This is a genomic window from Winogradskyella aquimaris (genome assembly GCF_042676105.1).
In the GTDB taxonomy this organism is placed as follows: Bacteria; Bacteroidota; Bacteroidia; order Flavobacteriales; family Flavobacteriaceae; genus Winogradskyella; species Winogradskyella aquimaris.
Genome location: NZ_JBHTJQ010000016.1, coordinates 447,870 through 474,375, shown reverse-complemented (window position 1 = coordinate 474,375; position 26,506 = coordinate 447,870). Strand labels below are relative to the sequence as shown.

The 26,506-nt window shown below is 37.0% G+C and carries 23 protein-coding genes; 20 read left to right on the top strand and 3 right to left on the bottom strand.

The features are described from left to right. Positions 1-18: 18 nt before the first annotated feature. From ACFQ1K_RS12110 to ACFQ1K_RS12035, 16 genes are all read left to right on the top strand, one after another. Positions 19-1,311, top strand: a complete 1,293-nt coding sequence (locus ACFQ1K_RS12110; protein ID WP_320554487.1) for a hypothetical protein — start codon at positions 19-21, stop codon at positions 1,309-1,311. Between the two features lie 2 nt (positions 1,312-1,313). Beyond that, positions 1,314-2,093 (top strand): MbnP family protein, encoded by a 780-nt coding sequence (locus tag ACFQ1K_RS12105; protein ID WP_320554488.1) that lies wholly within the window; start codon positions 1,314-1,316, stop codon positions 2,091-2,093. A 6-nt stretch (positions 2,094-2,099) separates the two neighbouring features. Continuing rightward, a complete protein-coding gene (locus ACFQ1K_RS12100; RefSeq protein WP_320554489.1) occupies positions 2,100-3,161 on the top strand; it encodes a cytochrome-c peroxidase in 1,062 nt (353 codons plus the stop codon). A gap of 455 nt (positions 3,162-3,616) precedes the next feature. Next, on the top strand, positions 3,617-3,946 hold the full coding sequence (locus tag ACFQ1K_RS12095; RefSeq protein WP_320554490.1) for a HesB/IscA family protein: 330 nt from the start codon (positions 3,617-3,619) through the stop codon (positions 3,944-3,946). Between the two features lie 9 nt (positions 3,947-3,955). After that, positions 3,956-5,404 carry a Fe-S cluster assembly protein SufB gene (sufB, locus tag ACFQ1K_RS12090; RefSeq protein ID WP_320554491.1) on the top strand — a complete coding sequence of 483 codons (1,449 nt, stop codon included), beginning with the start codon at positions 3,956-3,958 and terminating at the stop codon, positions 5,402-5,404. A 4-nt stretch (positions 5,405-5,408) separates the two neighbouring features. After that, positions 5,409-5,816, top strand: a complete 408-nt coding sequence (locus ACFQ1K_RS12085) for a hypothetical protein (RefSeq protein WP_320554492.1) — start codon at positions 5,409-5,411, stop codon at positions 5,814-5,816. A 5-nt stretch (positions 5,817-5,821) separates the two neighbouring features. Further along, complete coding sequence (gene sufC, locus ACFQ1K_RS12080) at positions 5,822-6,574, top strand: Fe-S cluster assembly ATPase SufC (RefSeq protein ID WP_320554493.1); 753 nt, start codon at positions 5,822-5,824, stop codon at positions 6,572-6,574. A 12-nt stretch (positions 6,575-6,586) separates the two neighbouring features. Beyond that, positions 6,587-7,900 (top strand): Fe-S cluster assembly protein SufD, encoded by a 1,314-nt coding sequence (gene sufD / locus ACFQ1K_RS12075; RefSeq protein WP_320554494.1) that lies wholly within the window; start codon positions 6,587-6,589, stop codon positions 7,898-7,900. Continuing rightward, a complete protein-coding gene (locus ACFQ1K_RS12070) occupies positions 7,901-9,139 on the top strand; it encodes an aminotransferase class V-fold PLP-dependent enzyme (protein WP_320554495.1) in 1,239 nt (412 codons plus the stop codon). Positions 9,140-9,299: 160 nt separating this feature from the next. Then, positions 9,300-10,358, top strand: coding sequence for a zinc metalloprotease (locus ACFQ1K_RS12065; RefSeq protein ID WP_320554496.1), 1,059 nt, complete (start codon positions 9,300-9,302; stop codon positions 10,356-10,358). 100 nt (positions 10,359-10,458) lie between these two features. Next, positions 10,459-10,950 (top strand): hypothetical protein, encoded by a 492-nt coding sequence (locus ACFQ1K_RS12060; RefSeq protein ID WP_320554497.1) that lies wholly within the window; start codon positions 10,459-10,461, stop codon positions 10,948-10,950. Positions 10,951-10,980: 30 nt separating this feature from the next. Beyond that, positions 10,981-11,403: a SufE family protein gene (locus ACFQ1K_RS12055; protein ID WP_320554599.1), complete on the top strand. Its 423-nt coding sequence runs from the start codon at positions 10,981-10,983 to the stop codon at positions 11,401-11,403. A 1-nt stretch (position 11,404) separates the two neighbouring features. After that, positions 11,405-11,731 carry an SUF system Fe-S cluster assembly protein gene (locus ACFQ1K_RS12050; protein ID WP_320554498.1) on the top strand — a complete coding sequence of 109 codons (327 nt, stop codon included), beginning with the start codon at positions 11,405-11,407 and terminating at the stop codon, positions 11,729-11,731. Positions 11,732-11,740: 9 nt separating this feature from the next. After that, positions 11,741-13,180 (top strand): hydroxymethylglutaryl-CoA synthase family protein, encoded by a 1,440-nt coding sequence (locus ACFQ1K_RS12045; protein WP_320554499.1) that lies wholly within the window; start codon positions 11,741-11,743, stop codon positions 13,178-13,180. Positions 13,181-13,186: 6 nt separating this feature from the next. Beyond that, positions 13,187-13,699: a DUF2480 family protein gene (locus ACFQ1K_RS12040; RefSeq protein WP_320554500.1), complete on the top strand. Its 513-nt coding sequence runs from the start codon at positions 13,187-13,189 to the stop codon at positions 13,697-13,699. 119 nt (positions 13,700-13,818) lie between these two features. Next, positions 13,819-14,727, top strand: coding sequence for a DUF3078 domain-containing protein (locus tag ACFQ1K_RS12035; protein ID WP_320554501.1), 909 nt, complete (start codon positions 13,819-13,821; stop codon positions 14,725-14,727). Positions 14,728-14,788: 61 nt separating this feature from the next. On the opposite strand, the gene hflX is transcribed toward ACFQ1K_RS12035, so the two are convergent. After that, positions 14,789-16,000, bottom strand: coding sequence for a GTPase HflX (hflX, locus tag ACFQ1K_RS12030; RefSeq protein WP_320554502.1), 1,212 nt, complete (start codon positions 15,998-16,000; stop codon positions 14,789-14,791). Positions 16,001-16,071: 71 nt separating this feature from the next. Between hflX and ACFQ1K_RS12025 the strand changes: the two genes are divergently transcribed. From ACFQ1K_RS12025 to ACFQ1K_RS12010, 4 genes are all read left to right on the top strand, one after another. After that, a complete protein-coding gene (locus ACFQ1K_RS12025; protein ID WP_320554503.1) occupies positions 16,072-17,022 on the top strand; it encodes an endonuclease/exonuclease/phosphatase family protein in 951 nt (316 codons plus the stop codon). A gap of 211 nt (positions 17,023-17,233) precedes the next feature. Beyond that, entirely contained in the window at positions 17,234-22,555 is a 5,322-nt protein-coding gene (locus ACFQ1K_RS12020) for a fibronectin type III domain-containing protein (protein WP_320554504.1), read from the top strand. A 28-nt stretch (positions 22,556-22,583) separates the two neighbouring features. Then, positions 22,584-23,495 carry a PorP/SprF family type IX secretion system membrane protein gene (locus tag ACFQ1K_RS12015; RefSeq protein WP_320554505.1) on the top strand — a complete coding sequence of 304 codons (912 nt, stop codon included), beginning with the start codon at positions 22,584-22,586 and terminating at the stop codon, positions 23,493-23,495. A gap of 19 nt (positions 23,496-23,514) precedes the next feature. Next, positions 23,515-25,431: an OmpA family protein gene (locus ACFQ1K_RS12010; RefSeq protein ID WP_320554506.1), complete on the top strand. Its 1,917-nt coding sequence runs from the start codon at positions 23,515-23,517 to the stop codon at positions 25,429-25,431. A gap of 53 nt (positions 25,432-25,484) precedes the next feature. Here ACFQ1K_RS12010 and ACFQ1K_RS12005 read toward each other — a convergent pair whose 3' ends face one another. Next, positions 25,485-26,024, bottom strand: a complete 540-nt coding sequence (locus tag ACFQ1K_RS12005; protein ID WP_320554507.1) for a YciI family protein — start codon at positions 26,022-26,024, stop codon at positions 25,485-25,487. Continuing rightward, positions 26,021-26,497 carry a CYTH domain-containing protein gene (locus tag ACFQ1K_RS12000; protein WP_320554508.1) on the bottom strand — a complete coding sequence of 159 codons (477 nt, stop codon included), beginning with the start codon at positions 26,495-26,497 and terminating at the stop codon, positions 26,021-26,023. The genes ACFQ1K_RS12005 and ACFQ1K_RS12000 overlap by 4 nt, the downstream gene beginning before the upstream one ends. Positions 26,498-26,506: the final 9 nt, after the last annotated feature.

Sequence of the window (26,506 nt, the reverse complement as noted above, 5' to 3'; positions counted from 1 at the left end):
ACATATTGTTTCATGGGTATGATTCTGTTAAACTGTAGCAGTGATGATGCAAGCAATTCAAGTACCAATGCCGAGATTCTCTTTGCGAAAACTTTTGGAGGTTCAAAAAATGATAGTGCCCAATCCGTTATTGCAACCACCGATGGAGGCTATGCCGTTTTGGGTTACACCCAAAGTAACGATGACGATATTACCGATAAGCAAGATGAAAGTTTTGATTATTGGGTTTTAAAATTTGACGCTCAAGATCAATTGCAATGGCAAAAGACTTATGGAGGTAGTGGTGACGACCGAGGTAATGCTATTATACAAACTTCAGATGGTGGTTATGCCATTTTAGGCTATAGTTTTAGTAATAATGGTGATGTTACCACAAATGCGGGTTTACAAGATTACTGGTTGGTAAAATTAGATGCTAATGGAAATATCATATGGGAAAAGTCCTTTGGATACCAAGGAGCGGATTCTGGTATTTCAATTATTGAAACCAGTGACCAAGGTTTTTTATTATCAGGTATTTTAGATGTCACCGCCTCAGGTGGTGAAGGAAATTCTTCAAGAACGGCCAATAGACATGCAGGTGGAGATTACTGGGTGTTGAAATTAAATAGTTCGGGTGACTTGGAATGGAGCCGCTATTTTGGTGGCAATTTTACAGATACACCCTATAATGCAATAGAAACTAATGACAATGCTTACATTATTGTAGGCAGCTCAGATAGTGATGATACCGATATTTCCAACAATATTGGCACCTATGATTATTGGGTGATTAAACTGTCATTGTCTGGTGAACTAATTTGGGAAAGGTCTTTTGGAGGTTCTCAAATCGATGAAGCTAGAGGTGTCGTAAACACCATTGACGGTAACTTTATTATTGCCGGTGATACACGGAGTGATGATAACAACGTTTCCCAAAATAACGGTGCCGCTGATTTGTGGCTGGTAAATATTTCACCCGATGGAAGCCTCATTTGGGAAAAGACCATAGGAGGTTCTAGTTTTGATGTGGCCCGAGCCATTAAAAAATCTGCAAATAATGGATTCTTACTTTCGGGCAGTTCCCGAAGTAGTGATATGGATGTGTCTGAAAACAATGGACAAAATGATGCCTGGGTGTTAAAAACAGATCACGCCGGAACTTTAATTTGGGAAAAAACAGTAGGTGGCTCTAATATAGATTTCGCCTATGATATTGCCGAACTATTGGATGGTTCTATTATTGCCGTTGGTGATACAGCAAGTAATGATGGAGACATTATAGAAAATAAAGGGTTTACCGATTTACTCATACTAAAAATTGAAGATTGAAAATGATGAAAAAAAACATACTGCTTCTTTGTATTGGCCTCTGCCTTTGGGCATGTGACAGTGATGATAGTGGTGCTATAAATACAGCGCAAACATCACCAACATTTGTTTTTACCCATAATTGGGATGGTACACCTGTTAGCAATTCGGACTTTAATGATTTTATATTCACAACTGAAAATGGAGAATCAGTGAGTATTGAACGGTTACGCTACGTCATTTCAGACATCACCTTTACTACCAATAATGGCGAGGTTTTAAATACCAACCTTTATAATTTTGTGGATGTGACCAACAATAATGGTTTAAACTATGCTCTTGAAAGTACAATTCCCGTTGGGAATTATTCAAATGTATCCTTCACTTTTGGATTTGATAACCAAGATAATGCCCAAAATTATCCAGATTTAAACTCAGCATCCTTTAATGTACCTGACATGCTGGGTGGCGGCTACCATTACATGCAGTTTGATGGTAAATTCATTAATAACAATATGGAAGAGCAAGGCTTTAACTATCATGCCATTAGAGCAGTAGATAATCCTGGTGATAACCCAACATTTCCACAAGACACTTTCTTTACGGTTAATCTTGGTGCTATAAGCATTACCAATACTGTTGAAATTGAAGTAAAAATGAATATTGCCGGTTGGTTTAAAAATCCCAACCTTTGGGATTTAAATGTTTATAATCAAGCGCTAATGCCCAACTCAACAGCCCAAATTTTAATGTATGAAAATGGGCAAAGTGTTTTTACCTTGGGTGATGTAAGCGACGAATAATAGAATATGAAAAAAGGCTGGTTTTTTATTCTGATACTAATAGTAAGTGCAGGATGTTCGGATGACTCTAATAATTCAGGTTATCAACCTACAGCACAACCATTGGATATTCCAGATATCTTTTCAAACTACATTATTGATCCCGTTTTGCCAAATGACAATTCACAAACTGTAGAAGGAGTAGCACTTGGAAAAAAACTTTTCTTTGATAGAATTTTGTCTGCAGACGGCACCCAATCTTGTGCAACCTGCCATGCACCACAAAAAGCTTTTGCCGACAATCTGCCTAAAAGTATTGGTATCGATGGAGTTTCCGGAACGCGAAATGCCATGCCATTATTTAACCTTGCTTGGAATTATGGAGATCGTTTTAATTGGGATGGCTCTGCCTTAAGTTTAGAACAACAAGCTGAAGAACCTGTTCAAAATCCTATAGAACTGCATAGTAATTGGGATAATGTTGTAGAGCGATTACAGAATCATCCGGAGTATCCCCAACTATTTCAACTGGCATTTAATACCTCAACCATTACAAAAGCGTTAACGACCAAGGCTATTGCTCAGTTTGAACGCACGTTAATCTCGGCTAACTCTAAATTTGACAAATACACCTTAGGCCAAACTTCGCTGACACAGCAAGAACTGAACGGACTTGATATTTTCTTGAGAGAAGACAAGGGAGACTGCTTTCACTGTCATGGCAACCCGAACAATCCACTATGGACGGATAATGATTTTCATAATAATGGCCTGGATGCTACCTTTACAGATTTGGGCTTAGGTGCGGTTACAGGAGACCCAAATGACAATGGAAAATTTCGCACCCCTTCGTTAAGAAACTTAGCCTTTACCGCACCATATATGCACGATGGTAGATTTGCGACTATAGATGAAGTAATAGACCATTACAGTGAAGGACTACAAAATTCACCTACTATTGACCCGCTTATGAAGCAAATTGCCCAAGGAGGGGTACAATTAACCAATCAAGAAAAAGCAGATTTAAAGGCATTTTTATTAACCCTATCCGATCCTTCGTTCTTAAATAATCCAAACTTTCAAAATTAAGTTTGTAGGATATTTCATTTTAATTAATGTTGTTCATCGAAAAATAGAGTTTTTAATCTTATTACTCGTTTCATTTATTTAAATTTTCGGTCCCAATTCTTATGAGATGAAACCTACTTCAAGTAAAGCATTACCTTGTGCTGTGTTTGGTCATAATTACGTTAAATCCAAAACAAACCCTGACCACACATTAGAGTTAGTCTGCTCACACTGTAATACGGTTGTAAAAACAGACACGAATGGCAATTTTGAGGCAATAAGTATATCCAACAAACATGTTCAAACTACCCTAAGGCGTTTGTTTCATCTTAAGCTTCAATCCTCAAAGCCAAAATTTTCCTAATTCATAGGAAAACTCTATTAAATCATATGCTAATATAATGTTAGTAAATATGGTTAAACCTTAGTTATATCGTATATTTGCATTCAATTTAGAATTAATCTACTTTAATATTATGATTAAAGTTTCTGAACAAGCAAAGAAAAAAGTCATCGAGCTTATGAATGACGATGGCTTTAACCCTGACACTGACTACATTAGAGTTGGTGTTAAAAGTGGTGGGTGCTCTGGTTTGTCATACGATTTAAAATTTGATAAAACTAAAGCAGAAGAAGATAAAGTCTTTGAAGATAACGGTGTAAAAATCATTGTCGACAAAAAGAGTTTTTTATATCTCATAGGTACCACTTTAGAATATTCAGGAGGATTAAACGGTACAGGTTTCGTATTTAATAATCCAAATGCCAATCGCACTTGTGGTTGCGGAGAATCATTTTCACTTTAAAAAAACGTAATGAGTAAATATACTGAAGACGATTTAAGAGAAGAATTAAAGACCAAGGAATACGAGTATGGTTTTTATACAGATATTGAATCTGAAACATTCCCTAATGGCCTAAACGAAGACATCGTAAGGGCTATCTCTAAAAAGAAAGAAGAGCCTGAATGGATGACAGAATGGAGACTTGAAGCTTTCAGAATATGGCAACATATGGTTGAGCCGGAATGGGCAAATGTACATTATGAAAAACCAGATTTTCAAGCTATTTCTTACTATTCTGCACCCAGTAAAAAACCAAAGTACAATAGTTTGGATGAGGTAGATCCTGAACTATTAGAAACCTTCAACAAACTGGGGATTTCTTTGGACGAACAAAAGAAATTAGCTGGTGTCGCGATGGACGTCGTCGTAGATTCGGTTTCTGTTGCAACGACCTTTAAAGAAACCTTAGCCGAAAAAGGAATTATTTTCATGAGTATTTCAGAAGCTATCAAAGAGCACCCTGAACTTGTCAGAAAATATATTGGTACGGTTGTGCCCAAAAAAGATAATTTCTATGCGGCTCTAAATTCTGCCGTATTTAGTGATGGTAGTTTCTGTTACATTCCAAAAGGCGTTAAGTGCCCTATGGAACTATCGACGTATTTCCGTATTAACCAAGCTGGAACAGGTCAATTCGAAAGAACGCTTGTTATTGCAGATGAAGGTAGTTACGTCTCTTATTTAGAAGGCTGTACGGCGCCTAGTAGAGACGAAAACCAACTGCACGCTGCGGTTGTAGAATTAATTGCATTAGAGGATGCGGAAATAAAATATTCAACCGTACAAAACTGGTTCCCAGGAAATGCTGAAGGCAAAGGTGGTGTATACAATTTTGTAACCAAGCGTGGCTTGTGTGAAAAAAATTCAAAAATTTCATGGACACAGGTAGAAACGGGTTCTGCTGTAACATGGAAATACCCGAGCTGTATATTAAAAGGCGATAATTCTGTTGGTGAATTTTACTCCATCGCAGTGACTAACAATTTTCAGCAGGCAGATACAGGAACTAAGATGATTCACTTGGGAAAAAATACCAGGTCAACCATAATTTCTAAAGGTATTTCGGCAGGTAAATCACAAAACTCTTATAGAGGTTTGGTACAAATAAGTCCAAGAGCAGAAAACGCACGTAACTTTTCCCAGTGTGATAGTTTATTGATGGGCAATGAGTGTGGTGCACATACCTTCCCTTACATAGAAGCTAAAAACAAAACAGCACAGATAGAACACGAGGCTACAACTAGTAAAATTGGTGAAGACCAGATTTTTTACTGTAACCAGCGAGGGATTGATACCGAAAAAGCCATTGCCTTAATCGTCAACGGTTTTAGTAAAGAGGTATTGAATAAGTTACCAATGGAATTTGCTGTTGAGGCTCAAAAATTATTAGAGATTAGTTTAGAAGGTTCTGTAGGATAAGACCATGAAAAAAAGCATATTCATTTTATTGGCTGTCATAGGTTTTTTAGGTTGTAAAAACGATACAAAAACTGAAGTTAATCTTGAGGAAAATCGTTCAAAGTCCTACGACCAAAATGATGGCTACATAACCATGAAAGGTGAGTTTTTGTATTACGCAGATGCAGCCGTTTTTCAGACACAAAATGAAATTTACGGTGTGGTTGTCGACGAAAACATGCACCGCCTGAACAATCAGGTCAAACCTTTTAAAAAGGAAGCTACCGATATGGTTCCAGTGACTATACGAGTGAGAAAATTTGAAAAGCCGGAAAACGAGGAAGGGTGGCCATATAGAGTTGAAATTAAAGACATATTAAAGGTTGAAAAACCGAATTCAAATAAAGAAGACGTTATAAAATTAGCAAACTAGATATTATGTTAAAGATAAAGAACTTACACGCCAGTGTAGAAGACAAAGCAATATTAAGAGGAATTAACTTAGAGGTTAAGCCTGGTGAAGTCCATGCTATAATGGGCCCGAACGGTTCTGGAAAAAGCACCTTAGCATCTGTCATAGCGGGTAAAGAAGATTACGAGGTTGAGGAAGGCGATATTATTTTTGAAGGTGAAAACATTAATGAACTTGCACCCGAAGAACGCGCACACAAAGGTGTATTTTTATCCTTTCAATATCCAGTAGAAATACCTGGAGTAAGCGTTACCAACTTTATGAAAACAGCTATCAACGAAACCCGAAAAGCTAAAGGATTAGAGGATATGCCTGCTAACGAGATGTTGAAAATGATTCGCGAAAAATCGGAGCTGTTAGAAATAGATCGAAAGTTCTTATCACGTTCATTAAATGAAGGCTTTTCGGGTGGTGAGAAAAAGCGTAATGAGATTTTTCAAATGGCGATGTTAGAACCAAAGCTGGCTATTTTAGATGAAACTGACTCAGGTTTAGATATCGATGCCCTTAGAATTGTTGCCAACGGTGTTAACAAATTAAAATCAAAAGATAACGCAGTTATTGTTATTACCCATTACCAAAGACTGCTTGATTACATAGTTCCAGATTATGTTCACGTTTTACACAATGGACGCATTGTGAAATCTGGATCTGCAGACTTAGCCCATGAGTTAGAAGCTAAAGGTTACGATTGGATTAAAGAAGAAGTAAACGCCTAATTGGAAAGCAAAATGGAATTAAAAGAAAAGTTAGTGTCTTCTTTTATGGCTTTTGAGGATACGGTAGATGTAGACTCACCAGTCCATGATATAAGAACGGAGGCTATAAAACATTTTGAAAACGAAGGGTTTCCTACCAAACGTCAGGAAGCATGGAAGTATACCTCATTAAATTCAATTTTAAAGTACGATTATAGTGTATTTCCTAAGCATGAAGAAGCATTAGATTTCAAAGACGTAAAGAAGTATTTTATCCACGATATAGACGCTTACAAAATCGTCTTTATTGATGGTAAATATTCTTCCCATTTATCGCAAACTACACATGATGGCATCGATGTTTGTTTAATGTCTGCTGCACTGACCAAGCCAAAATACAGATTGGTCATTGAAAATTATTTCAATAAAATCGCTGCTAAAGATGGTCTATCCTCTTTAAATACTGCGTTCTCAGCAGAAGGTGCTTATATTCATATTCCTAAGAATAAATTGGTTGAAAAGCCAATACAAATTTTACACTTTTCTACAGGTAATGAAGCAGCTTTAATGCTTCAACCTCGAAATCTAGTTGTTGTTGACGAAAATTCGCATGTTCAGATTATAGAACGTCATCAGAGCTTAACAGACAATCCTGTCTTAACCAATTCTGTGACAGAGATATTTGCCAACAAACGTGCCATTGTAGATTACTACAAAATTCAGAACGATAGAGAAACGGCTTCATTAATCGATAACACGTTTATCAACCAGAAACAAGAGAGTATTGCAAAGGTGCATACCTTCTCTTTTGGCGGAAAGATTACTAGAAACAATCTAAACTTTTATCAAAACGGAGAGCGCATCGACTCGACCATGAAAGGCATTACCATTATTGGTAATAAACAACACGTAGACCATAACACTTTGGTGCACCATATTGAACCTAATTGCGAGAGCCATCAGGATTATAAAGGTATTTTTGGCGATAGTGCAACAGGTGTGTTTAACGGCAAGGTTTTGGTTGAAAAAGAAGCGCAGAAAACGGATGCCTTTCAAGCGAATAATAATATTTTGTTAAGTGATAAAGCTTCAATAAACACTAAACCTCAACTTGAGATTTTTGCAGACGACGTCAAGTGCTCCCATGGCTGTACTATTGGGCAGCTGGATGAAAGTGCTATGTTTTACCTCCGATCTCGTGGTATTCCTGAAAAAGAAGCCAGAGGACTGTTAATGTTTGCGTTTAGTAATAACGTTTTGGACTCTGTGAAAATCCCAGAAATTAAAAATAGAATCACTAAAATTATAGCCGGAAAATTAGGAGTTAATATTGGGTTTGATTTATAAATGAGTGAAGCTTTAAGTCATACCACGTTCAATGTAAAACAGATAAGGAAGGATTTTCCTATCCTTAAGCGAAAAGTTAATGGTAAGCCTTTAATCTATTTCGATAATGCTGCAACCTCACAAACCCCACAGCAAGTTATCGATACAATAGTTGATTATTATTCTAATTATAATGCCAATATACATAGAGGTGTTCATGCATTGAGCCAAGAAGCTACTGATGCTTACGAGCAAGCACGTATTAAAATTCAAAAGCACTTTAATGCCGCTAAAGCGTACGAGATTATTTTTACTTCTGGCACTACACACGGTATTAACTTGGTGGCCAATGGGTTTTCTTCACTTTTAAAGAAAGGAGATGAGATCATTGTTTCTGCCTTAGAACATCATAGCAATATTGTGCCATGGCAAATGCTTTGCGAGAGCACTGGTGCTGTTCTTAAAGTTATACCAATGAACACAAATGGTGATTTGGTACTCTCAGAATTTGACAAACTGCTTAATCAAAACACAAAACTTGTTTTTGTTAATCATATATCAAATGCTTTAGGGACTATTAATCCTATTGAAACCATTATAGAAAAAGCGCACAAAGTTGGCGCTGCAGTATTAGTAGATGGTGCACAGTCGTGCCCGCATATAAAACCCGATGTACAAGCATTAGATGTTGATTTCTATGTATGTTCAGCACATAAAATTTGTGGCCCTACAGGTATTGGTATGCTCTACGGAAAAGAAGAATGGCTCAAAAAGTTACCCCCTTATCAAGGAGGTGGCGAAATGATTGCCGAAGTTTCGTTTGAAAAAACCACTTACGCCGATTTACCTCATAAGTTTGAAGCTGGTACACCAAATGTTTGTGGTGGCATTGCTTTTGGTGCGGCTATAGACTACATGAACTCTATTGGTTTTGATGCTATTGTGCAATACGAGCATGAACTTTTAGTCTATGCCACTAAGCAACTTCAAAACATTGAAGGCTTAACGATTTATGGCACCTCTGAACATAAAACTTCAGTTATTTCCTTTAACGTTGGTAACATTCATCCTTATGATATCGGTACCATATTAGATAAAATGGGAATTGCAGTACGCACAGGACATCATTGCGCCCAGCCAATCATGGACTTTTATAAGATCCCTGGCACTATTAGAGCGTCATTCATGTTCTACAATACTAAAGAGGAAATCGATATATTTATTTCGGCTTTGAAGAAAGCCATCTTAATGCTGTCTTAAATTACTCACAAACAATTAGTTAAAATTAACCTACCACCGAGAACAAAATTCTGTCATTTTGTAGTTCATCGAATTTTATCATTTTATTGTTAATTTTTTCTTAAATCTTTATTGTTTTGTTATATATTCAACCAATTATTTAACAACAAACCATTTTTTTATGAAAAAATCTATTTTAGGTTTGGCTATCGCAGCTACAGTTTTTGTCAGTTGTAGCGACGACCAAAACCAAAACACAGAGCTTGACCAACAAAAAATTGACATGAGTGATTTCTATGCTTATACCGATCCTGTAGAAGCTGGAACGGCGAATAGAGCCGTGGGAGGAAAAAACTGTGTATCAATGGAAATTCTTAACCGACAACTCAATGAAAAACCGGATTTATATCAAAAAATGTATGAGATTGAAAAAAAATCAAGGGAGTTTACCTATCATCTAAGGCCTGGCAATGGTAATGGTAATGGAGGTGGAAATAATGGCGGTGGCGGTGATACTGGCGGCGGAGACCCAGTAGATGATGGTTTAGGTTCTATTAATATTCCAGTCTATGTCTATGTTATTTATGCAAACAGTAGTCAAAATATAAGTGATGCTCAAATTAATTCGCAAATTAGTGTTTTAAATGCCGATTTTAATGACACCAACTTTAGTGATGTGAGTTCATATCCAGAGAGAGGTGCAGATGTAGATATTACATTTTCTTTAGCTGTAGTAGACAGACGTGCAAACTCTACTTCCCAATGGGGAACCAATGATGCCGTCAAATCCGTGTATCCTGCACAACCTGGATATTTAACGATTTGGGTAGCAAATATTGGAGGTGGGATTCTTGGGTATGCTCAATTTCCAGGGGGGAATGCCTCAACCGATGGTGTTGTAGTTTCACCTCAATATTTCGGAACAACCGGTACAGCACAAGCACCATTTGATGGTGGTAGAACTACAACTCACGAGGTTGGTCATTGGTTAAACTTAAGACATATTTGGGGAGATGGTAGATGCAACAGAGATGATTTTGTGGATGACACTCCTAGTTCTGACAGACCAAACTATGGTTGCCCAGGCGCTGTTACACACTGTAGATCATTGGACATGGTTGAGAATTACATGGATTATACAGACGATGATTGTATGGGATTATTCACTGAAGGACAAAAAATAAGAATGCGATCTGTTTTAGCAGCTGGTGGACCAAGAGCAGAATTTACAGGTAATTAATAGTAGATAACTACCGTTTCTAAAGGCGCTTATATAGCGCCTTTTTTTATGGCATGTTTTTGGATTATAAATCTTTATATTTGATATTAAATATAAACCTATGAAATTTTTACTTAGTCTTTTAGCCTTTGTCATAGTTACGGAATCTTGCAATACTAGAAGGGAAAGCGTTGCCGGTAACACAGAAAAGTTAGCCATGGAAAAAAAGAACTTTCAAAACTCTAGCGATTTTGAAATAGCATACAGAGCTTCAACAAGAGGGGTATTTGAATACACCTTAATCTCAAAAGATGAGGTTATGCTTACCGAAGATCGTAATTTTGAAAAGAAAAGATACTATCCGACAGCCAATGACGATTGGAAAATTCTCGATTCGATGGTTGCAGCCATCGATGAAGTAAAATTTGTTAATCTTGAAGCGCCCACTAGCAAACGTCATTATGATGGGGCTGCGCACGCCACAGTCACAATTATAAGAGGTGAGAATGAATTGATGACACCTACCTTTGACCATGGGCATCCACCTAAAGAAATTGAAGCATTAGTTAATAAAATATTAACCATAAGGGAAAAGCTAACGAAACAAGAGTGATTTTGTAACTTTGCACCAAATAAAATGATGATGAGTATCGAAGAAATTCAAAACGAAATTATTGACGAGTTTTCTATGTTTGATGATTGGGAAGAACGCTATCAATACATGATAGACTTAGGAAAAACACTTCCGCTTATCAATGAACAATACAAAACAGATGACCATATCATAAAAGGGTGCCAAAGCAAGGTTTGGGTTCATGCCGAATTGAATGACGATAAAGTAGAATTTACTGCAGACAGTGATGCCATTATTACTAAGGGTATAATTGCAATTTTAATCCGAGTATTCTCCAATCAACATCCAAAGGATATTATTGAAGCTAATACAGACTTTATTGATAAGATAGGCTTAAAAGAACACTTGTCACCAACTAGAGCTAACGGATTAGTTAGCATGATTAAACAATTAAAAATGTATGCTATAGCATACCAAACACAATTGAATTAAGATGAGTGAATCCACTATAGATACCAATGTTTTAGGAGATAAAATCGTAAGGGTATTAAAAACAATCTACGATCCAGAGATTCCTGTAGATATTTATGAACTTGGTTTAATTTATGACGTTTTTGTAAATGAAGATCACGAGGTAAAAATACTAATGACACTAACGACACCAAACTGTCCTGTCGCTGAGACTTTACCACTTGAGGTTGAGGAAAAAGTAAAATCCATAAACGAGATTAAAGATGCCGAAGTCGAAATCACTTTTGACCCACCTTGGTCTCAAGATTTAATGAGCGAAGAGGCTAAGTTAGAATTAGGAATGTTATAAACTAAAATTATGAGTGCTACAGGAATTGATGCCATCGCTTTTTACGTACCTCAACTTTATGTGCCAATGGATGAGCTTGCCGAGGCAAGAGGTATACCTGCTGAAAAATTAAAAAAAGGATTAGGGCTTCAAAAAATGGCAGTACCAAATATTGGTGAAGATGCCGCAACTTTTGCAGCTAATGCATTGCTAAATTTAATCCTGCAGAACAATATTAATCCAAACGACATTGGGCGCGTGTATTTAGGTACGGAAAGCGCCATTGATGGCTCAAAACCTACAGCGACTTATGCCGTAGAAATCGTTGAAAACCAACTTGCAAGCACTTATGGCGAGCGCAGTTTTAAACATTGTGATATCCTAGATATGACCTTTGCTTGTGTAGGTGCCGTTGACGCCTTACACAACAGTTTAGACTGGGTAAGAAATAACCCTAAGAGAAAAGCTGTCGTTATTGCTTCAGATCTATCTAAATATGATATAAATTCTACTGGAGAATATACACAGGGCGCAGGTGCCGTTGCCCTATTAATAAGCCATAACCCATCTATATTAGAAATAAAGGATGTTTGGGGTGTAGCTTCCAAGAGTGAGGGTGATTTTTTTAAACCCAGACGTACGTTCAAAAAAGCAGCTCTTCTAAAAGCAGTATTTAAAGATTTAAATTTAGATGCATCCGATGAGAAGATTCAAGAGTTTATGGCGTCTTCAGATTCTGAATTCTGGTCGGATAGCAATACGAATGTTGAAGTCTTTAAGGAAGAACCTGTTTTTGACGGACAATTCTCTAACGCATGCTACAATGATAGGATAACGGAAGCACTCAATCATTTTAGCGAACAAAAGGAGGTGTCCTTTAATGATAATTGGCATAAAATTGTGTTTCATCTACCCTATGCGTTTCACGGTAGACGTATTATTTTTGATAACTGGCTCAATTGGCTTAAATCCTCTGGTTTGTACTTCAGTCTAGAGAATGAAATTGGTCCAATGGTGGATACCGATAAAAAGGAATGGTCTAAAAAAGCCTACAAGTCTGAAATGTATACAACGTTTATCAACTCAAAAATTGCACAAGGTGAGTTAGCTTCCTCGGAAATTGGTAATATGTACACGGCATCGATATTCATGTCGCTTTTGAGCCTATTATCCGATAGCTACAATAATGACTTGGATTTGTCTGGAAAAACCATAGGTTTTATAGCTTATGGAAGTGGCTCAAAATCTAAAGTTTTTGAAGGTGTTGTTCAAGATGAGTGGGTATCTAAGATAGCTGATGTTAATTTATTTGAAACTTTGAACGAAAGGACTTCAATAGATGTAGAAACTTATGAAAATATTCATCGTGCTAAACTTGAAAAACCCATACATAATGGAAGCAAAATCTCATTAGACTTTATTGAGCGTGATGAAACTAACTATGGATTACGTCGCTATAGTGTAAAATAACTATGTATGGCAGAAGAAATAGTAAATAGAGTAGCTAACAGTAAGCTTAAGGTAATTGACTTGGAAGATTTCTATCCTGAAGGTCGTCGTGTTTTGTTTGATATTAAAGACTGGTTGTTAGAAGGACTGGTCTTGCGAGAAAAAGACTTTAGGACCCGCGTAAAAACGCATGATTGGTCACAATATAAAGACTGTTACGTCGCATTGTATTGTTCTACGGATGCCGTTGTACCAGATTGGGCATACATGTTGATTAGCCTCGAGCTTCAAGAATACTCAAGGTTAACCATTTGTGGATCTCTTGAACATTTAGAGTCTATACTTTATGCTTCTATAATTTCTGAAATAGACGTTTCAGTGTACCAAGATTTACCTGTTATTATTAAAGGGTGTTCTCACAAGCCTGTTCCTGCCAATGCCCTGATTTTACTTACCCAGAAGTTAAAACCTGTTTCTAAGTCTATAATGTTTGGTGAAGCATGCTCTTCTGTTCCTTTATACAAAAAAAGCAAAAAGTAACTCAATCATATTATCATTATGTGAGCAAAATGATTAAGGAAACTAAACTACATTCCATTAGCAATAATAGCCTATATTTGTTCATATACATCCATTTTATTACTAAAAATTATTTCATTATGAACAAAAAATTACTTTTATCGGTATCCTTAATGTTTGTGATAGCACTTGGATTTTCACAGACAAAAGAGGAACTAGAAGCTCAGAAAGCAGAGAAACAAGCCGAAGCAGATAGGTTTCAGGCAGAGGCTGACGCTATCCAAAAACAAATTGACGCCTTACCGGGTTGGCGAATTGGTGCCTTTGGAACCATTGGCGGTAGCTTATCTAACTTTAACAACTGGTATGCACAAGGTACACCAAACAACGAATCAGGAAATATTGGAATAACCGTTAATGCTTTCGCCAATAAAATAGAGGATAAATATTTCTGGAGAAATGCTCTTACAACTAACCTAAACTGGGTAAAATTTGATGACAAAGACGACCCAACTGATGATAGTAGCTTTAGAACGGGAACAGATGTATTCAATATATCATCATTATACGGACGTAAACTAAGCGAAAAATTTGCTATTTCCGGTCTGGCCGAATATAGAACTACATTATTAGACAATTTCAACGACCCAGGTTATTTAGACGTTGGTGTTGGTGCTACATGGACCCCTATAGAAAACTTAGTTGTTGTTATTCATCCTGCCAACTACAATTTTGTATTCTCAAGTGGAGATACTGTTTTTGATTCGTCCTTTGGTGCAAAAATTGTAGCGGACTACACTAGACAAATTGGTGCCGTAAATTTTAAAACGAACTTTTCTACATTTCAGAGTTATAAAGACGGTGATCTTTCTAACTGGACATGGACGAACTCATTTGGTTATACCTTATGGAAAATGATTGGTGTTGGTTTTGATTTTGCATTAAGAAGCAACAAACAAGAAGCTGCGAATTTTCAAGGTGTAGCCTTAGAGGATGCTGATAATGATTTACAGTCTTATTATACGATTGGTCTAAGCTATAAATTCTAGATAATCGTAACCTAATAGATAAATTAAAAAAGGCCTTTCAGTTTCCTGAAGGGCTTTTTTATTATGAAATATCTTCAACATCTGGATATAGAAAATGATTATAAGGAAAACGTGTCACATGAATTTCTCTTACTTCTTGATACACCCGTTTTCTAAATTCATCCATATTTTCCTTATTTAATGCGGATATGAATAAGGCATTATCGCCAATTCTAGACATCCACGTTTTTTTCCATTCTTCTATGCTGTAATTAGATGTTGTTCGCTCCTCAATTAAATCGTCTGAGTCATAGGGCTCTGGCTCATAGGCATCAATTTTATTAAACACCATTATTGTTGGTTTATCCTTACTGTCAATTTCATCTAATATTTGGTTAACTGATTCTATATGTTCTTCAAAATTGGAATGGGAAATATCTACAACATGAAGGAGTAAATCTGCTTCGCGCACTTCGTCCAAAGTACTTTTAAAGGATTCTACTAACTGGGTTGGTAATTTTCTTATAAATCCAACCGTATCGCTCACCAAAAAAGGCAAGTTCCCAATAACTACTTTCCTTACCGTCGTATCTAACGTGGCAAATAACTTATTTTCGGCAAATACTTCACTTTTACTGATAACATTCATCAAAGTAGACTTACCTACATTTGTATACCCTACTAAAGCCACACGCACCATCTTGCCCCTATTACCACGCTGAACAGACATTTGTTTGTCTATAGTTTTAATCTTGGCCTTCAATAATGCAATCTTATCGCGTACAATACGTCTATCGGTTTCAATCTCCGTTTCACCAGGACCGCGCATACCAATACCACCCTTCTGTCGTTCAAGGTGAGTCCACATCCCTTTTAACCTTGGCAATAAATACTCGCATTGTGCCAGTTCTACCTGAGTTCTTGCATAACTGGTTTGTGCGCGCTGAGCAAAAATATCTAAGATAAGATTGGTTCTGTCTAAAATTTTACAATTTAGAATTTTACTGATATTTCGTTCTTGTGCTGGAGAAAGTTCGTCGTCAAAAATCACGGTGCCAACGTCGTGCTCCTTTACATAATGCATGACTTCTTCCATTTTACCTGTACCTATAAAGGTTTTTGGATTGGGCATTGTCATTTTTTGGGTGAATCGTTTTACAACATCGCCACCTGCAGTATAGGTAAGAAACTCTAACTCATCTAAATACTCCTTCGATTGTTCTTCGTCTTGATCTTGCGTTATGATTCCCACAAGTACAACCTTCTCTAATGTAATATCTTTTTTTTCTAACATAATAATTTAAAGTACAAAGTTACACAAATGCCGTTTTCTAAATATGTTTTAAAAGACCTATATTTATTCTCATGAACAATAACACATCTTCCTATACCATAGCCTTTTATAATATTGAAAATCTATTTGACCTAGAAAATGACCCTTTTACTAATGATGACGACTTTTTACCTACTTCTACAAAACGTTGGACAGTAAAACGGTATACTAATAAATTACGAAAACTGGCTAAAGTTATCTCAAAAATTGGTGAAGACGGTATAGAAGAATCCCCTGCCATTGTAGGACTTGCTGAAGTTGAAAACAAAAAAGTTTTACAAGACTTAATAGAAAGTGAAGGGTTGGCTGGTAGGTCATACAACTTTGTTCATTATGATTCATTGGATGAACGAGGTGTTGACGTTGCTATTCTTTACAAAAGTAATTTATTTGAAGTTATTAGCTCCGAAACCTTTTCGGTTGAGCTATATACTGAAACAGGTGAAAGAGATTATACAAGGGATATTCTTTTGGTACATGGAAAATTACAACGGAACCCTATTTATATCATTGTAAATCACTGGTCTTCACGAAGAGAAGGTGAAAAGGAAACCGAGCATAAGCGAATTGCTGCTGCAAAAGTCGTCAATACAATAGTAAAAAGAATTAAAAACAAGGATGCCTCTCCAAAAATCATTGTCATGGGAGACTTTAACGATAATCCTGAAGACATTAGTATAAAGCTCCTCGAATCTGAAAGTAATTTATACAACCCTTTTAAAACGGTTCATTCCTATAACAAAGGCAGTTTAAATCATGATTTTCAGTGGCACATGTTTGATCAAATATTATTCTCACACAACTTTTTCGATATAAGTAGTTCCGAGCTTAGATTTGTTAAGGCCGATGTTTTTAATCCCAGATTTCTGAAGCAATATAATGGAAAGTATAAAGGTCAGCCTTTCAGAACCTATGTAGGTAAAAAGTACAAAGGAGGTTACAGTGATCACTTTCCGGTCTATATTCATCTAAAAACACCCTAAGCCTTTTATCGATTAATACGGTAGTTAATCTATTATAGCATTGTTAACATCTTGTTAATAGTCATTTTTTATATATTCGAATGAGCGTAATAAAAACGGTTAAGCAACGTATAGATACGCCTCCCCAAGCCTCATAAAAATTAAAAAAAATAAATCCTTTGTAATCAATGTATTATAAAGGGTTAACTAATTTCTAACAAACCGATTAATAATGAGAAAGATTACTCTATTTTTATTTTTGCTTTCATTTGTTGCGATTTCAAGTGTCAAAGCTCAAATAGCTTCTTTTCCATACACTGAGGATTTTGAATCTGGTGATGGAGGTTGGGTTGCCAACAACACAACAAATGGCACGTGGGCACTAGGTACTCCGGCTGGAGCTATCATCAATAGTGCTGCCTCTGGCACTAATGCGTGGGTTACGAACCTAACAGGCAACTACAACTCTAATGAAGACTCTTGGGTGACAAGTCCTGTATTTGATTTTTCATCACTTACAGCTCCTTCCATAGAGCTAAGTATTTGGTACGACATTGAGTTTAGCTGGGATGGTGCCGTTTTACAGTCATCCATTGATGGCGGTACAACTTGGGTCAATGTTGGTGCTTTTGGCGATCCAAATAATTGGTATACTGATAACACCATAAATGGTGCACCTGGAGGGCAACAAGAAGGTTGGTCAGGTACTGGTGCTGCAGGAACTAATGACTGGGTAACCGCTAGACATCCTCTTACAGGTTTAGGTGGTCAGGCTAACGTTATTTTTAGAGTAGCCTTTGGTTCAGATGGATCGGTTACTGACGAAGGTTTTGCCTTTGATGATATAAATATTTTTGAAGTTACATGTCCTGAACCTACGGATATTACATTTGCTAATGTAACAGAAACAACCGCTGATGTAAGTTGGACCCCAGGTGGGACTGAAACACTTTGGAATTTAGAATGGGGAGTAGCAGGTTTTACACCTGGAACTGGAACATTAGAGTCTGGACTTACAACTACTTCTTTTAGTTTTACAAGCTTAACAACGGGAACCTCTTACGATGTATATTTAGTTGCAGACTGTGGGGGTTCAAGTACATCAAGCTTGGTTGGGCCAGTGACTTTTAATACTACTGTACCTGGTGGGTCGTGTGCAGCAGCGTTTCCAATGACTGTTGAAACTGATTGTGATACGGCAACACCTACAACTTTTGATTTTAGCATTGCAGAAGATATTGATGCTGCTGGAGAAAACCCTTCGTGTGATGGTTTTGGAAATTGGGGATATTGGGTAAGCTTTACTGCTCCTCCAGTTGGCTCCGTTGTTTTTAATATTGGTGGTGCTGGAGATAACATAGGTGTAGAGGTTTTAGATGCTTGTGGTGGTACGTCCTTAGTATGTATTAATAATACATTAGATTCGGGTGACAGTTCAGATATTATTGGTGGTCTTACACCCGGAAATACCTATGTTGCCGTAATTTGGAGAGATGCGCAGTCTGGAACAGCAGACGTTTGTATTGAAGAAGGTCCGACTTGTACGTTTCCAACAAATTTAGCTGCCACTAATTTTACAACTGATGGAGCTGAATTGAGCTGGACAGAAAATGGTACTGCAACCATTTGGAATATTGAGGTTGTCCCTTCAGGAGATGCACCAACTGGTATTCCAACGGTTACAGGCGTTACCAACCCATATACAATAACTGGTTTAATGGCCAGTACAGATTATGATTTTTATGTACAAGCCGATTGTGGTGGAGGTGATACTAGTGATTTCTCAGCGCCTTTTACTTTTACAACGGCTTGTGATGTTTTTACACCTGATTATTTAGAGCAATTCGACACTATAATTCCTGTTTGCTGGGATGAAGCTGATAGTGGAGATGCGACAACAGGCCCGGCAGATTTTGGTGCTGGCGCATGGGGTGCGGATGGTTTCCTTAATAATGGCTTTAGTGGTGCCTATAAAATTAATTTATGGGTAGCTACAAAGAGTGATTGGATTATATCGCCGCAATTTGATTTAACTGGAGGTCCTTTCCAAGTTGAATTTGACTTCGGTATCATGCAGTTTGGTAGTTCGACTACGGCTGGAACCTTAGGTTCAGATGATATTGTACAACTACTAATTACTAACGATAATGGTGCAACTTGGACACCACTATTAACTTATGATAGTACATCTGTTGTGCCTGCTACTGGTGAACACCCAGTGGTTACACTAGAGGCGTATGCCGGACAAACTGTTCAATTTGGAATTTTAGGTTCTGAAGGTACAGTAGACGATCCAGAAGACAATGATGTATTTGTAGACAACTTCCGTGTACGTGGAATTCCTACTTGTCCAGAACCGACTGATCTCACTTCAACTAATTTGAGTTTAACTGAAACAGAAGTAGGATGGACAGAGACAGGAACATCAACCGTTTGGAATATAGAGTATGGTCCTGCTGGTTTTACGCCAGGGACAGGTACTTTGGTAACTGGAGTGACCACAAATCCTTTTGTTTTAACAGGCTTAACTTCAGATACTGACTATGATTTTTATGTTCAGGCAGAATGTGACCCAACTAATTTGAGTTCTTTCGCTGGTCCTGGTTCATTTTATACAGGATATTGTCAGTCTGAACCTACAAGTAATGATGGACAAGGTGTTACCAATGTTACAATAGGCTTCACAGACTTTCCAAGCTTAGGTGATGTCACCTACGAAGACCAAACCTCACCAACGGTAAACGTTTTTCAAGGTATTGAAACCAATGTGGCTGTTACATTTGAAACGGGCTTTACATACGGCACCAATATTTGGATTGATTTTAATGATGACTTAGTATTTGATAACGCTACAGAACTTGTATTTTCTGGAACATCTACCAATGCGATTCCAACAACATTAGATGCTTCATTTGTAATGCCTCTAACTGCACCTCTTGGTGTCCATAGAATGCGTATTGGTACTGCGGATACTGGTCAAGCCACACCAAATCCGTGCTACAATGGTTCTTGGGGTGTAACCTTGGACTTTACGGTAAATATTCAAGAATTGACATGTACATTACCAGAAGCTGGGTTTACAGTTAATACGGATTGTGATACCGATCAATTCTTTATTGATGTTGATGTCACAAGTTTAGGAGATGCTACTTCTTTAGAAATATCAAATGATTTTGATGCTTCTACGGTTCAGGCAACGGCAACTGGTGTTTACCAAGCAGGTCCTTTCCCTTTTGGTAATACTGTTAAGATTTTTGTTGCCAATGAACAAGATAATAATTGTACAATAAGTAGTGATTTCTTTGAAGTATTGGCTTGTCCTCCTGACAATGATGAGTGTATCAATGCCACTGTAGCTGTAGTTAATGCAGATGAGAGTTGTGATACGGTTAATCCAGGAACCATATTAGCTGCTACACCATCAGGAGTTCCTAGTGGAAGTTGTACTGGTGACCCAGATGATGATGTATGGTTTGAATTTACTGCGGTTGGTGACCAACAAATCATAGACATTCAAAACATAACAGGTGGTACTACAAATCTAGACCATGCACTTTATGAAGGTGACTGTGGTAGTTTAACAGAGATATATTGTTCAGATGATACTTTCAGCCTTACGCCATCATTGGTTATAGGTAACACCTATTATATTAGAATTTTCTCTGCTAGTAGTAATAGTGAAACGAGTACATTTGACTTATGTATTAGTACTTTAGGGACACCAACATATTGTTTGGATACATTACCTATTTGTGCAGACCCAACTATTCAGTACGAAAGTATTGTTGGTGATCAAGTAGCGCCACCATATTTAGATTATGACTGTTTGTTCTCTCAACCAGATCCACAATGGAATACTATTAATTTTGACGTAGCTGGTGACTATGTATTTAGTTTAGATCAAACAAGTAATACTGGTACACCTCTGGATATTGACTTTATTGTTTGGGGTCCATTTGTGAATCAGCAAGATGGTTGTGTTGACTTATTACCAGAAACTATTGCAGACTGTAGCTACTCTGCTACAGCCAGTGAAACCATTACACTAACTAATGTTCCTGCTAACTCGGTCTATGTTATTCTAATAACTAACTTCTCGCAACAAGCCGGTTTCTATACCTTTACTCAAGATTCAGGTCCGCCAGACGGAACTAACTGTGATGTGGTTTGTGATGTGAGCTTAGCTCTTGAGGGTGGTGAGATTGAAGACGATATTGAAGATCCTATTACCCCAGATGAAACATTTGAATTCTGTGGATTTGAAAGTGTGGAACTGACTGCAAGTACCTTCTATTCTGTTGATGAATATGTATGGTATCAAGATGGTTTTGTTATTCCTGATTACAACCAGCCAAACCTAACTGTTACGGAGTCAGGAACCTATCAAGTGCAAGTTCTCGGTGGAATTTGTGATCAAAGCGAAACCTATTTCTCAGCGTTAGTTGATATTAGACTATATGATGAAGCTCCAAGTGTAGAACCACAAAACATTACAGTATGTGATGGTCCTGGATCTGATGGAGTTGAAGAATTTGATTTAGATGCTTTAACCGCATCATTAGGCTTAGGTGCTGATTTTGTGGTAAGTTATTATACAAGTACAGATGACGCTAACCAAGCGCTTAACCCTGTAAGTTCTCCGTATTCAAGTACCGGCGAAACTTTAATTATAAGAATTGAAGATGCCACTGCTGCTAATGACGGTTTCCTTGGATGTAGACAGTTATCTGAGGTTGAACTTGTTGTTAACGAAAGACCTGCTGTTAATCAGCCTGCAGACTTTATAGTTTGTGATGATCAAGATGGTAATGTTGATGGTGAAACTCAGTTCGATTTAACTTCGATTAATGATGAAGTGAACACAAGTACTGATGTTACAATTACATATCACGCTTCACAAGAAGATGCCGATAGTAACACGGCTCCTTTAGCTAGTCCATACACTAGTAGTGGAGAAACTATATATGTTCGAGTGGAAGACAATAACAGTGGATGTTATGAGACAACTTCTTTCAACTTAGAGGTTAATCTATCTCCATTAGCATCATTCGACCCAACTATAGAATATGAGGTTTGTCCAAATGCTACTGTGCCTATTACTATAGGTATTGTTCCTGAAAACTTTACTGAGGCAGATGTTACAGTAACTTGGTTGTTAGATGGTGTAGAAATTCCAGGATCAAACGGACTAACACTTGATACAGTATTAGTTTCTGGTGATTATTCAGCTGAGATAACCTTCAATGCCACAGGCTGTACCAATGCAATTACCAATTTCGTAGAGGAAGTGGAGTCTTGTATTTTCCCAGAAGGTATATCACCAGGTGTAAGTCCTGGACTTAATGATCGATTTGACTTAAGTAGTTTTAATGTTGTTAAACTTGAAATCTTTAACAGAAACGGAACGCTTGTTTACTCTAAAAACAACTATGTTGATGAGTGGGAAGGTCAAACCAATGACGGCGAAGAACTGCCTGTGGGAACATATTTCTACACCGTTATTTACGAAGGTGGTGCGAAGCAAAGAAGCGCATGGGTATATATAAACAGATAATCAACTAACTGAATCAACTTAAATTATAATGAAAAAACTCACGATAATAGCGGTTTTGCTTTTTGCATTTCAAATGTACGGGCAACAAGATCCACAGTACACGCAGTACATGTATAATATGAATATTGTTAATCCAGCGTATGCTGGTTCAAGAGAGAATCTTTCTTTCGGATTATTATACAGAAACCAGTGGTCTAGAATTGATGGTGGTCCAGAAACTGGAACCTTTTTCGGTCATTCACCTATTGGTAATAACCTTGGCCTAGGTGTATCCTTAATAGCAGATCAAATTGGTCCTGTTAAAGAAACAAATGCTTACGTTGATTTATCTTATACACTTAAACTGGGTGGTGAGCATCGTTTAGCATTTGGTATTAAGGCTGGTGCCACTTTTCACGATATCAATCTTACAACTGGTAATGTGGATGTCATAGACGAAGGTGACCCATTCTTTGGAATGGGAATTAATGAAACCACTCCTAATATTGGTGCTGGGTTCTTCTATTACACAAATAAGTATTACTTATCGCTGTCAGTACCTAACATGTTGTCATCCGTTCATTTGGATGCCAATGGAAATAAAATTGGTTCTGAAACACAGCATTATTTCTTAACTGGTGGTTATGTCTTTGATCTATCACCAAATACAGAATTAAAGCCTTCATTTATGGTGAAATCTGCATTTGATGCACCAACTTCCTTTGACGTCAATCTTAACGCAAGGTTCTTCAAAAAGTTCGAAATTGGTGCTTCCTATAGATTAGACGATTCGTTTTCTGGTTTAGTTAATTTTGCATTATCACCTTCGTTAAGAGTAGGATATGCTTACGATGCTGTTTCATCAGACATCAAAGCATTTGCACCTGCTTCCCACGAGGTTATGTTGCTATTTGATCTTAACTTCCCAAAACGTGTTTCCCGTTCACCTAGATACTTTTAATCCGTTAAGCTAAACAATTATGAAAAACTTAAAAACACTATTATTTATCACGTTGATGAGTGGTTTATGCTTAACTGCTCAGAACAAAAACACAAAGAAAGCTGATAAAGAATTTGCCAGATTCGAATATGTCGATGCTGCTGAAAGTTATAAAAGACTAATTGATAAAGGGGACGGTTCTCCTTATGTTTACGGACAATTAGCAGAATGCTATTATAACATTTTCAATACGGTGGAAGCTGAAAAATGGTATGCCAAAGCTTTGGAGACTAGTGAGAATCCAGAAATGATCTATAAGTATTCAGAAATGCTAAAGGCGAATGGAAAATATGAAGAGTCTAATAAGCAAATGGAAAAATTTGCTTCTATGCGACCATCAGATAATAGAGCGACAGCATTTAGAAAAAATCCAAACTACTTACCTAAAATCTTAGAGCAAGGTAAAAAGTTTAATGTTCAAGATGCAGGTTTTAACAGTGCGCAATCAGACTTTGGTGGTGTAGAACATGATGGTAAGCTTTATATTACTTCGGGTAGAAATGATAATCGTAAAACTTATGGTTGGAACGAGGAGCCCTTTTTGGATATATATACCTTGAGTAAAAATTCCGATGGCGCTTATGATAACGCCTCATTGATGAACGATAAAATCAACACAAAATACCATGAAGGCTTAGTGTCATTCACTCCAGATGGTAAAACCATGTACTTTTCAAGAGAAAGTTATTTTGAAAAAGATTATCAAAAAGACTCATTAAGTAGAGTGCGTTATAGTCAATTATACTTATTTAAAGCCACCAAATTAGGTAACGATTGGGATACTGTTGAAAGTTTAGCTATAAACAGCGAAAACTACTCCGTTAAAAATCCTTCTGTAAGTGCTGATGGATCCACATTATACTTCTCGTCTAATATGCCTGGAGGTTATGGTAATTTTGATCTATATAAAGCAACAATCAATGAGGATGGTACTTTGGGTGAACCCGAAAACCTTGGGCAAAAAGTAAATACTGAAGGGCAAGAGATGTTCCCATACATAAGTAGTAATAACACTCTTTATTTTTCTTCAAATGGTCATTTAGGCCTTGGTGGTATGGATGTATTCTACACTAGAGTTATCGACGGAAAAATGGCACCTATAAGAAATGTTGGTATTCCAATAAACAGTAACGGTGATGATTTTGCCTTTATAATCAATGAAGAGACCGAAGAAGGTTTTGTATCCTCGAATAGAGAAGGAGGACAAGGAAGTGATGATGTTTATGCATTTAAAAAATTACAACCGCTATGTGATGTTTTAATAACAGCAACTGTTTTAGATGACACGACCAGAGAACCTTTAAGCGGGGCTTCTGTGTCCTTATATGATGCGGATGGTAATAAAGTCGTTTCAAAAACTACGAATGAAGATGGTATTGCTGAATTCATAGTTGAGTGTGAACAGGATACAGAACTAGAAGTGGTGATGGAAGATTTTGAAAGCAAAAAGGTAACTGTAAAAGGCACTAGCGAAGAAGAGTTTGGAGTTCAAATCTCGTTGGATCCAATCGAAAAGATAATGACTCCTGAGGAAATTGTATTAAATCCAATTTATTTCGATTTTGATAAATCCAATATTACGGCACAAGCCGCTTTTGAATTAGATAAGTTAGTTCAGATTATGAATAAGTATCCTGATTTAGTAATTAACGCAACCTCTCACACAGATAGCAGAGGTTCTGATTCGTATAACCAAAGGCTATCTCAACGTAGAGCTAAGAGCACACAACAATATGTGATCTCTAAAGGTATAGATGAATCTCGCATTTCTGCTGAAGGTAAAGGAGAGTCTGAACCTAAGGTTAATTGTGGTTCTAACTGTACTGATGAAGAACATCAACAAAACAGACGTTCTGAGTTTAAAATTGTAAGTGGAGGTCCACAAGCTGAAGAATAGAGTAATTCAACTACACTATAAAAAAACGCTCCGAATTATCGGAGCGTTTTTTATTATCGTAAAGGGAATCCCTTGGCAGCCCACCACGGATGGACTTCAATCTCAAGTCTTCCCGCTTTTACCATTGGGTCAGCATTAGCTAAACTATCTGCCATTTGTAATGTTGGTACATTATAGATTGTTATGCCTCTTATATCACCATCATCATCAAAAGGACCAGAAATGTCGGCGTAACCTAGTTCGTACATTTTACTCAAATGTGCCATATGTTCACTTTGTAGTTGGTTTGCCTCTTCTTCATTTTGGTTTCTAATGGGTCCATTCTTCAAAAAGGCAATAAAGTATTTTTGCATTAATGTTGTATCCTGCGTTTTTTTATCAACATAATAAAAGGTCTCATAGCCTTTACTTTTGAGACGCATTTCTAATTCCTTAATGGACTCATGTTTTTTATCTTTTGGATTAATATTGTTTACAGGAACTTCCACAATATCCGTTTCAGTAATTGTTTCAATTCCATTGTCTTCTTTCTTGTTATCCTTACATGAGGACACCAAGCAAATCAGAAGTAACACTAACAATTTATCTTTCATGATTTCCAGCTTTTATATGGTTGTTTACCTAATTGTGAATTATAATATTTAATATCCCCAGATACCTCCTTACCCAACCAGTCAGGTTTTTTAAAATTTTCGTGCTTAGCTTGTAATTCTATCTCTGCAATAATTAAACCCTCATTGTCACCAAAAAATTCATCAATTTCAAAAGTGTGTTTCCCCAGATGTACTTCGTAACGAATTTTATCTATGATACCTCTTTCACATAACTTCAAAAGTTCCTCTGCGTCTTGTGAACTAATCTCCCTTTCCCATTCAAAACGTATTAAACCATCTTCTGATGATTTTCCTTTTACCGTTAAATACCCTTTATCTTCTTTCAACCTTACCCTTACAACACGCTCTTCATGGCTATTCAAAAATCCTTGTTTTATTCTATAACTTGTCGTTGCTTCTTTTTTAAAATCGTTAGAAGTCACTAAAAATTTACGTTCAATTTCTACAGTCATTAAAAGCTT

Coding starts and splice junctions, on each gene's coding strand:
- ACFQ1K_RS12105 (WP_320554488.1), top strand. CDS start 1,314: ATGATGAAAAAAAACATACTGCTTCTTTGTATTGGCCTCTGCCTTTGG.
- ACFQ1K_RS12055 (WP_320554599.1), top strand. CDS start 10,981: ATGAGTATCGAAGAAATTCAAAACGAAATTATTGACGAGTTTTCTATG.
- ACFQ1K_RS12010 (WP_320554506.1), top strand. CDS start 23,515: ATGAAAAACTTAAAAACACTATTATTTATCACGTTGATGAGTGGTTTA.
- ACFQ1K_RS12095 (WP_320554490.1), top strand. CDS start 3,617: ATGATTAAAGTTTCTGAACAAGCAAAGAAAAAAGTCATCGAGCTTATG.
- ACFQ1K_RS12060 (WP_320554497.1), top strand. CDS start 10,459: ATGAAATTTTTACTTAGTCTTTTAGCCTTTGTCATAGTTACGGAATCT.
- sufD (WP_320554494.1), top strand. CDS start 6,587: ATGGAATTAAAAGAAAAGTTAGTGTCTTCTTTTATGGCTTTTGAGGAT.
- ACFQ1K_RS12040 (WP_320554500.1), top strand. CDS start 13,187: ATGGCAGAAGAAATAGTAAATAGAGTAGCTAACAGTAAGCTTAAGGTA.
- ACFQ1K_RS12065 (WP_320554496.1), top strand. CDS start 9,300: ATGAAAAAATCTATTTTAGGTTTGGCTATCGCAGCTACAGTTTTTGTC.
- ACFQ1K_RS12110 (WP_320554487.1), top strand. CDS start 19: ATGATTCTGTTAAACTGTAGCAGTGATGATGCAAGCAATTCAAGTACC.
- hflX (WP_320554502.1), bottom strand. CDS start 16,000: ATGTTAGAAAAAAAAGATATTACATTAGAGAAGGTTGTACTTGTGGGA.
- ACFQ1K_RS12025 (WP_320554503.1), top strand. CDS start 16,072: ATGAACAATAACACATCTTCCTATACCATAGCCTTTTATAATATTGAA.
- sufB (WP_320554491.1), top strand. CDS start 3,956: ATGAGTAAATATACTGAAGACGATTTAAGAGAAGAATTAAAGACCAAG.
- ACFQ1K_RS12070 (WP_320554495.1), top strand. CDS start 7,901: ATGAGTGAAGCTTTAAGTCATACCACGTTCAATGTAAAACAGATAAGG.
- ACFQ1K_RS12015 (WP_320554505.1), top strand. CDS start 22,584: ATGAAAAAACTCACGATAATAGCGGTTTTGCTTTTTGCATTTCAAATG.
- ACFQ1K_RS12085 (WP_320554492.1), top strand. CDS start 5,409: ATGAAAAAAAGCATATTCATTTTATTGGCTGTCATAGGTTTTTTAGGT.
- ACFQ1K_RS12100 (WP_320554489.1), top strand. CDS start 2,100: ATGAAAAAAGGCTGGTTTTTTATTCTGATACTAATAGTAAGTGCAGGA.
- ACFQ1K_RS12000 (WP_320554508.1), bottom strand. CDS start 26,497: ATGACTGTAGAAATTGAACGTAAATTTTTAGTGACTTCTAACGATTTT.
- ACFQ1K_RS12035 (WP_320554501.1), top strand. CDS start 13,819: ATGAACAAAAAATTACTTTTATCGGTATCCTTAATGTTTGTGATAGCA.
- ACFQ1K_RS12020 (WP_320554504.1), top strand. CDS start 17,234: ATGAGAAAGATTACTCTATTTTTATTTTTGCTTTCATTTGTTGCGATT.
- sufC (WP_320554493.1), top strand. CDS start 5,822: ATGTTAAAGATAAAGAACTTACACGCCAGTGTAGAAGACAAAGCAATA.
- ACFQ1K_RS12050 (WP_320554498.1), top strand. CDS start 11,405: ATGAGTGAATCCACTATAGATACCAATGTTTTAGGAGATAAAATCGTA.
- ACFQ1K_RS12005 (WP_320554507.1), bottom strand. CDS start 26,024: ATGAAAGATAAATTGTTAGTGTTACTTCTGATTTGCTTGGTGTCCTCA.
- ACFQ1K_RS12045 (WP_320554499.1), top strand. CDS start 11,741: ATGAGTGCTACAGGAATTGATGCCATCGCTTTTTACGTACCTCAACTT.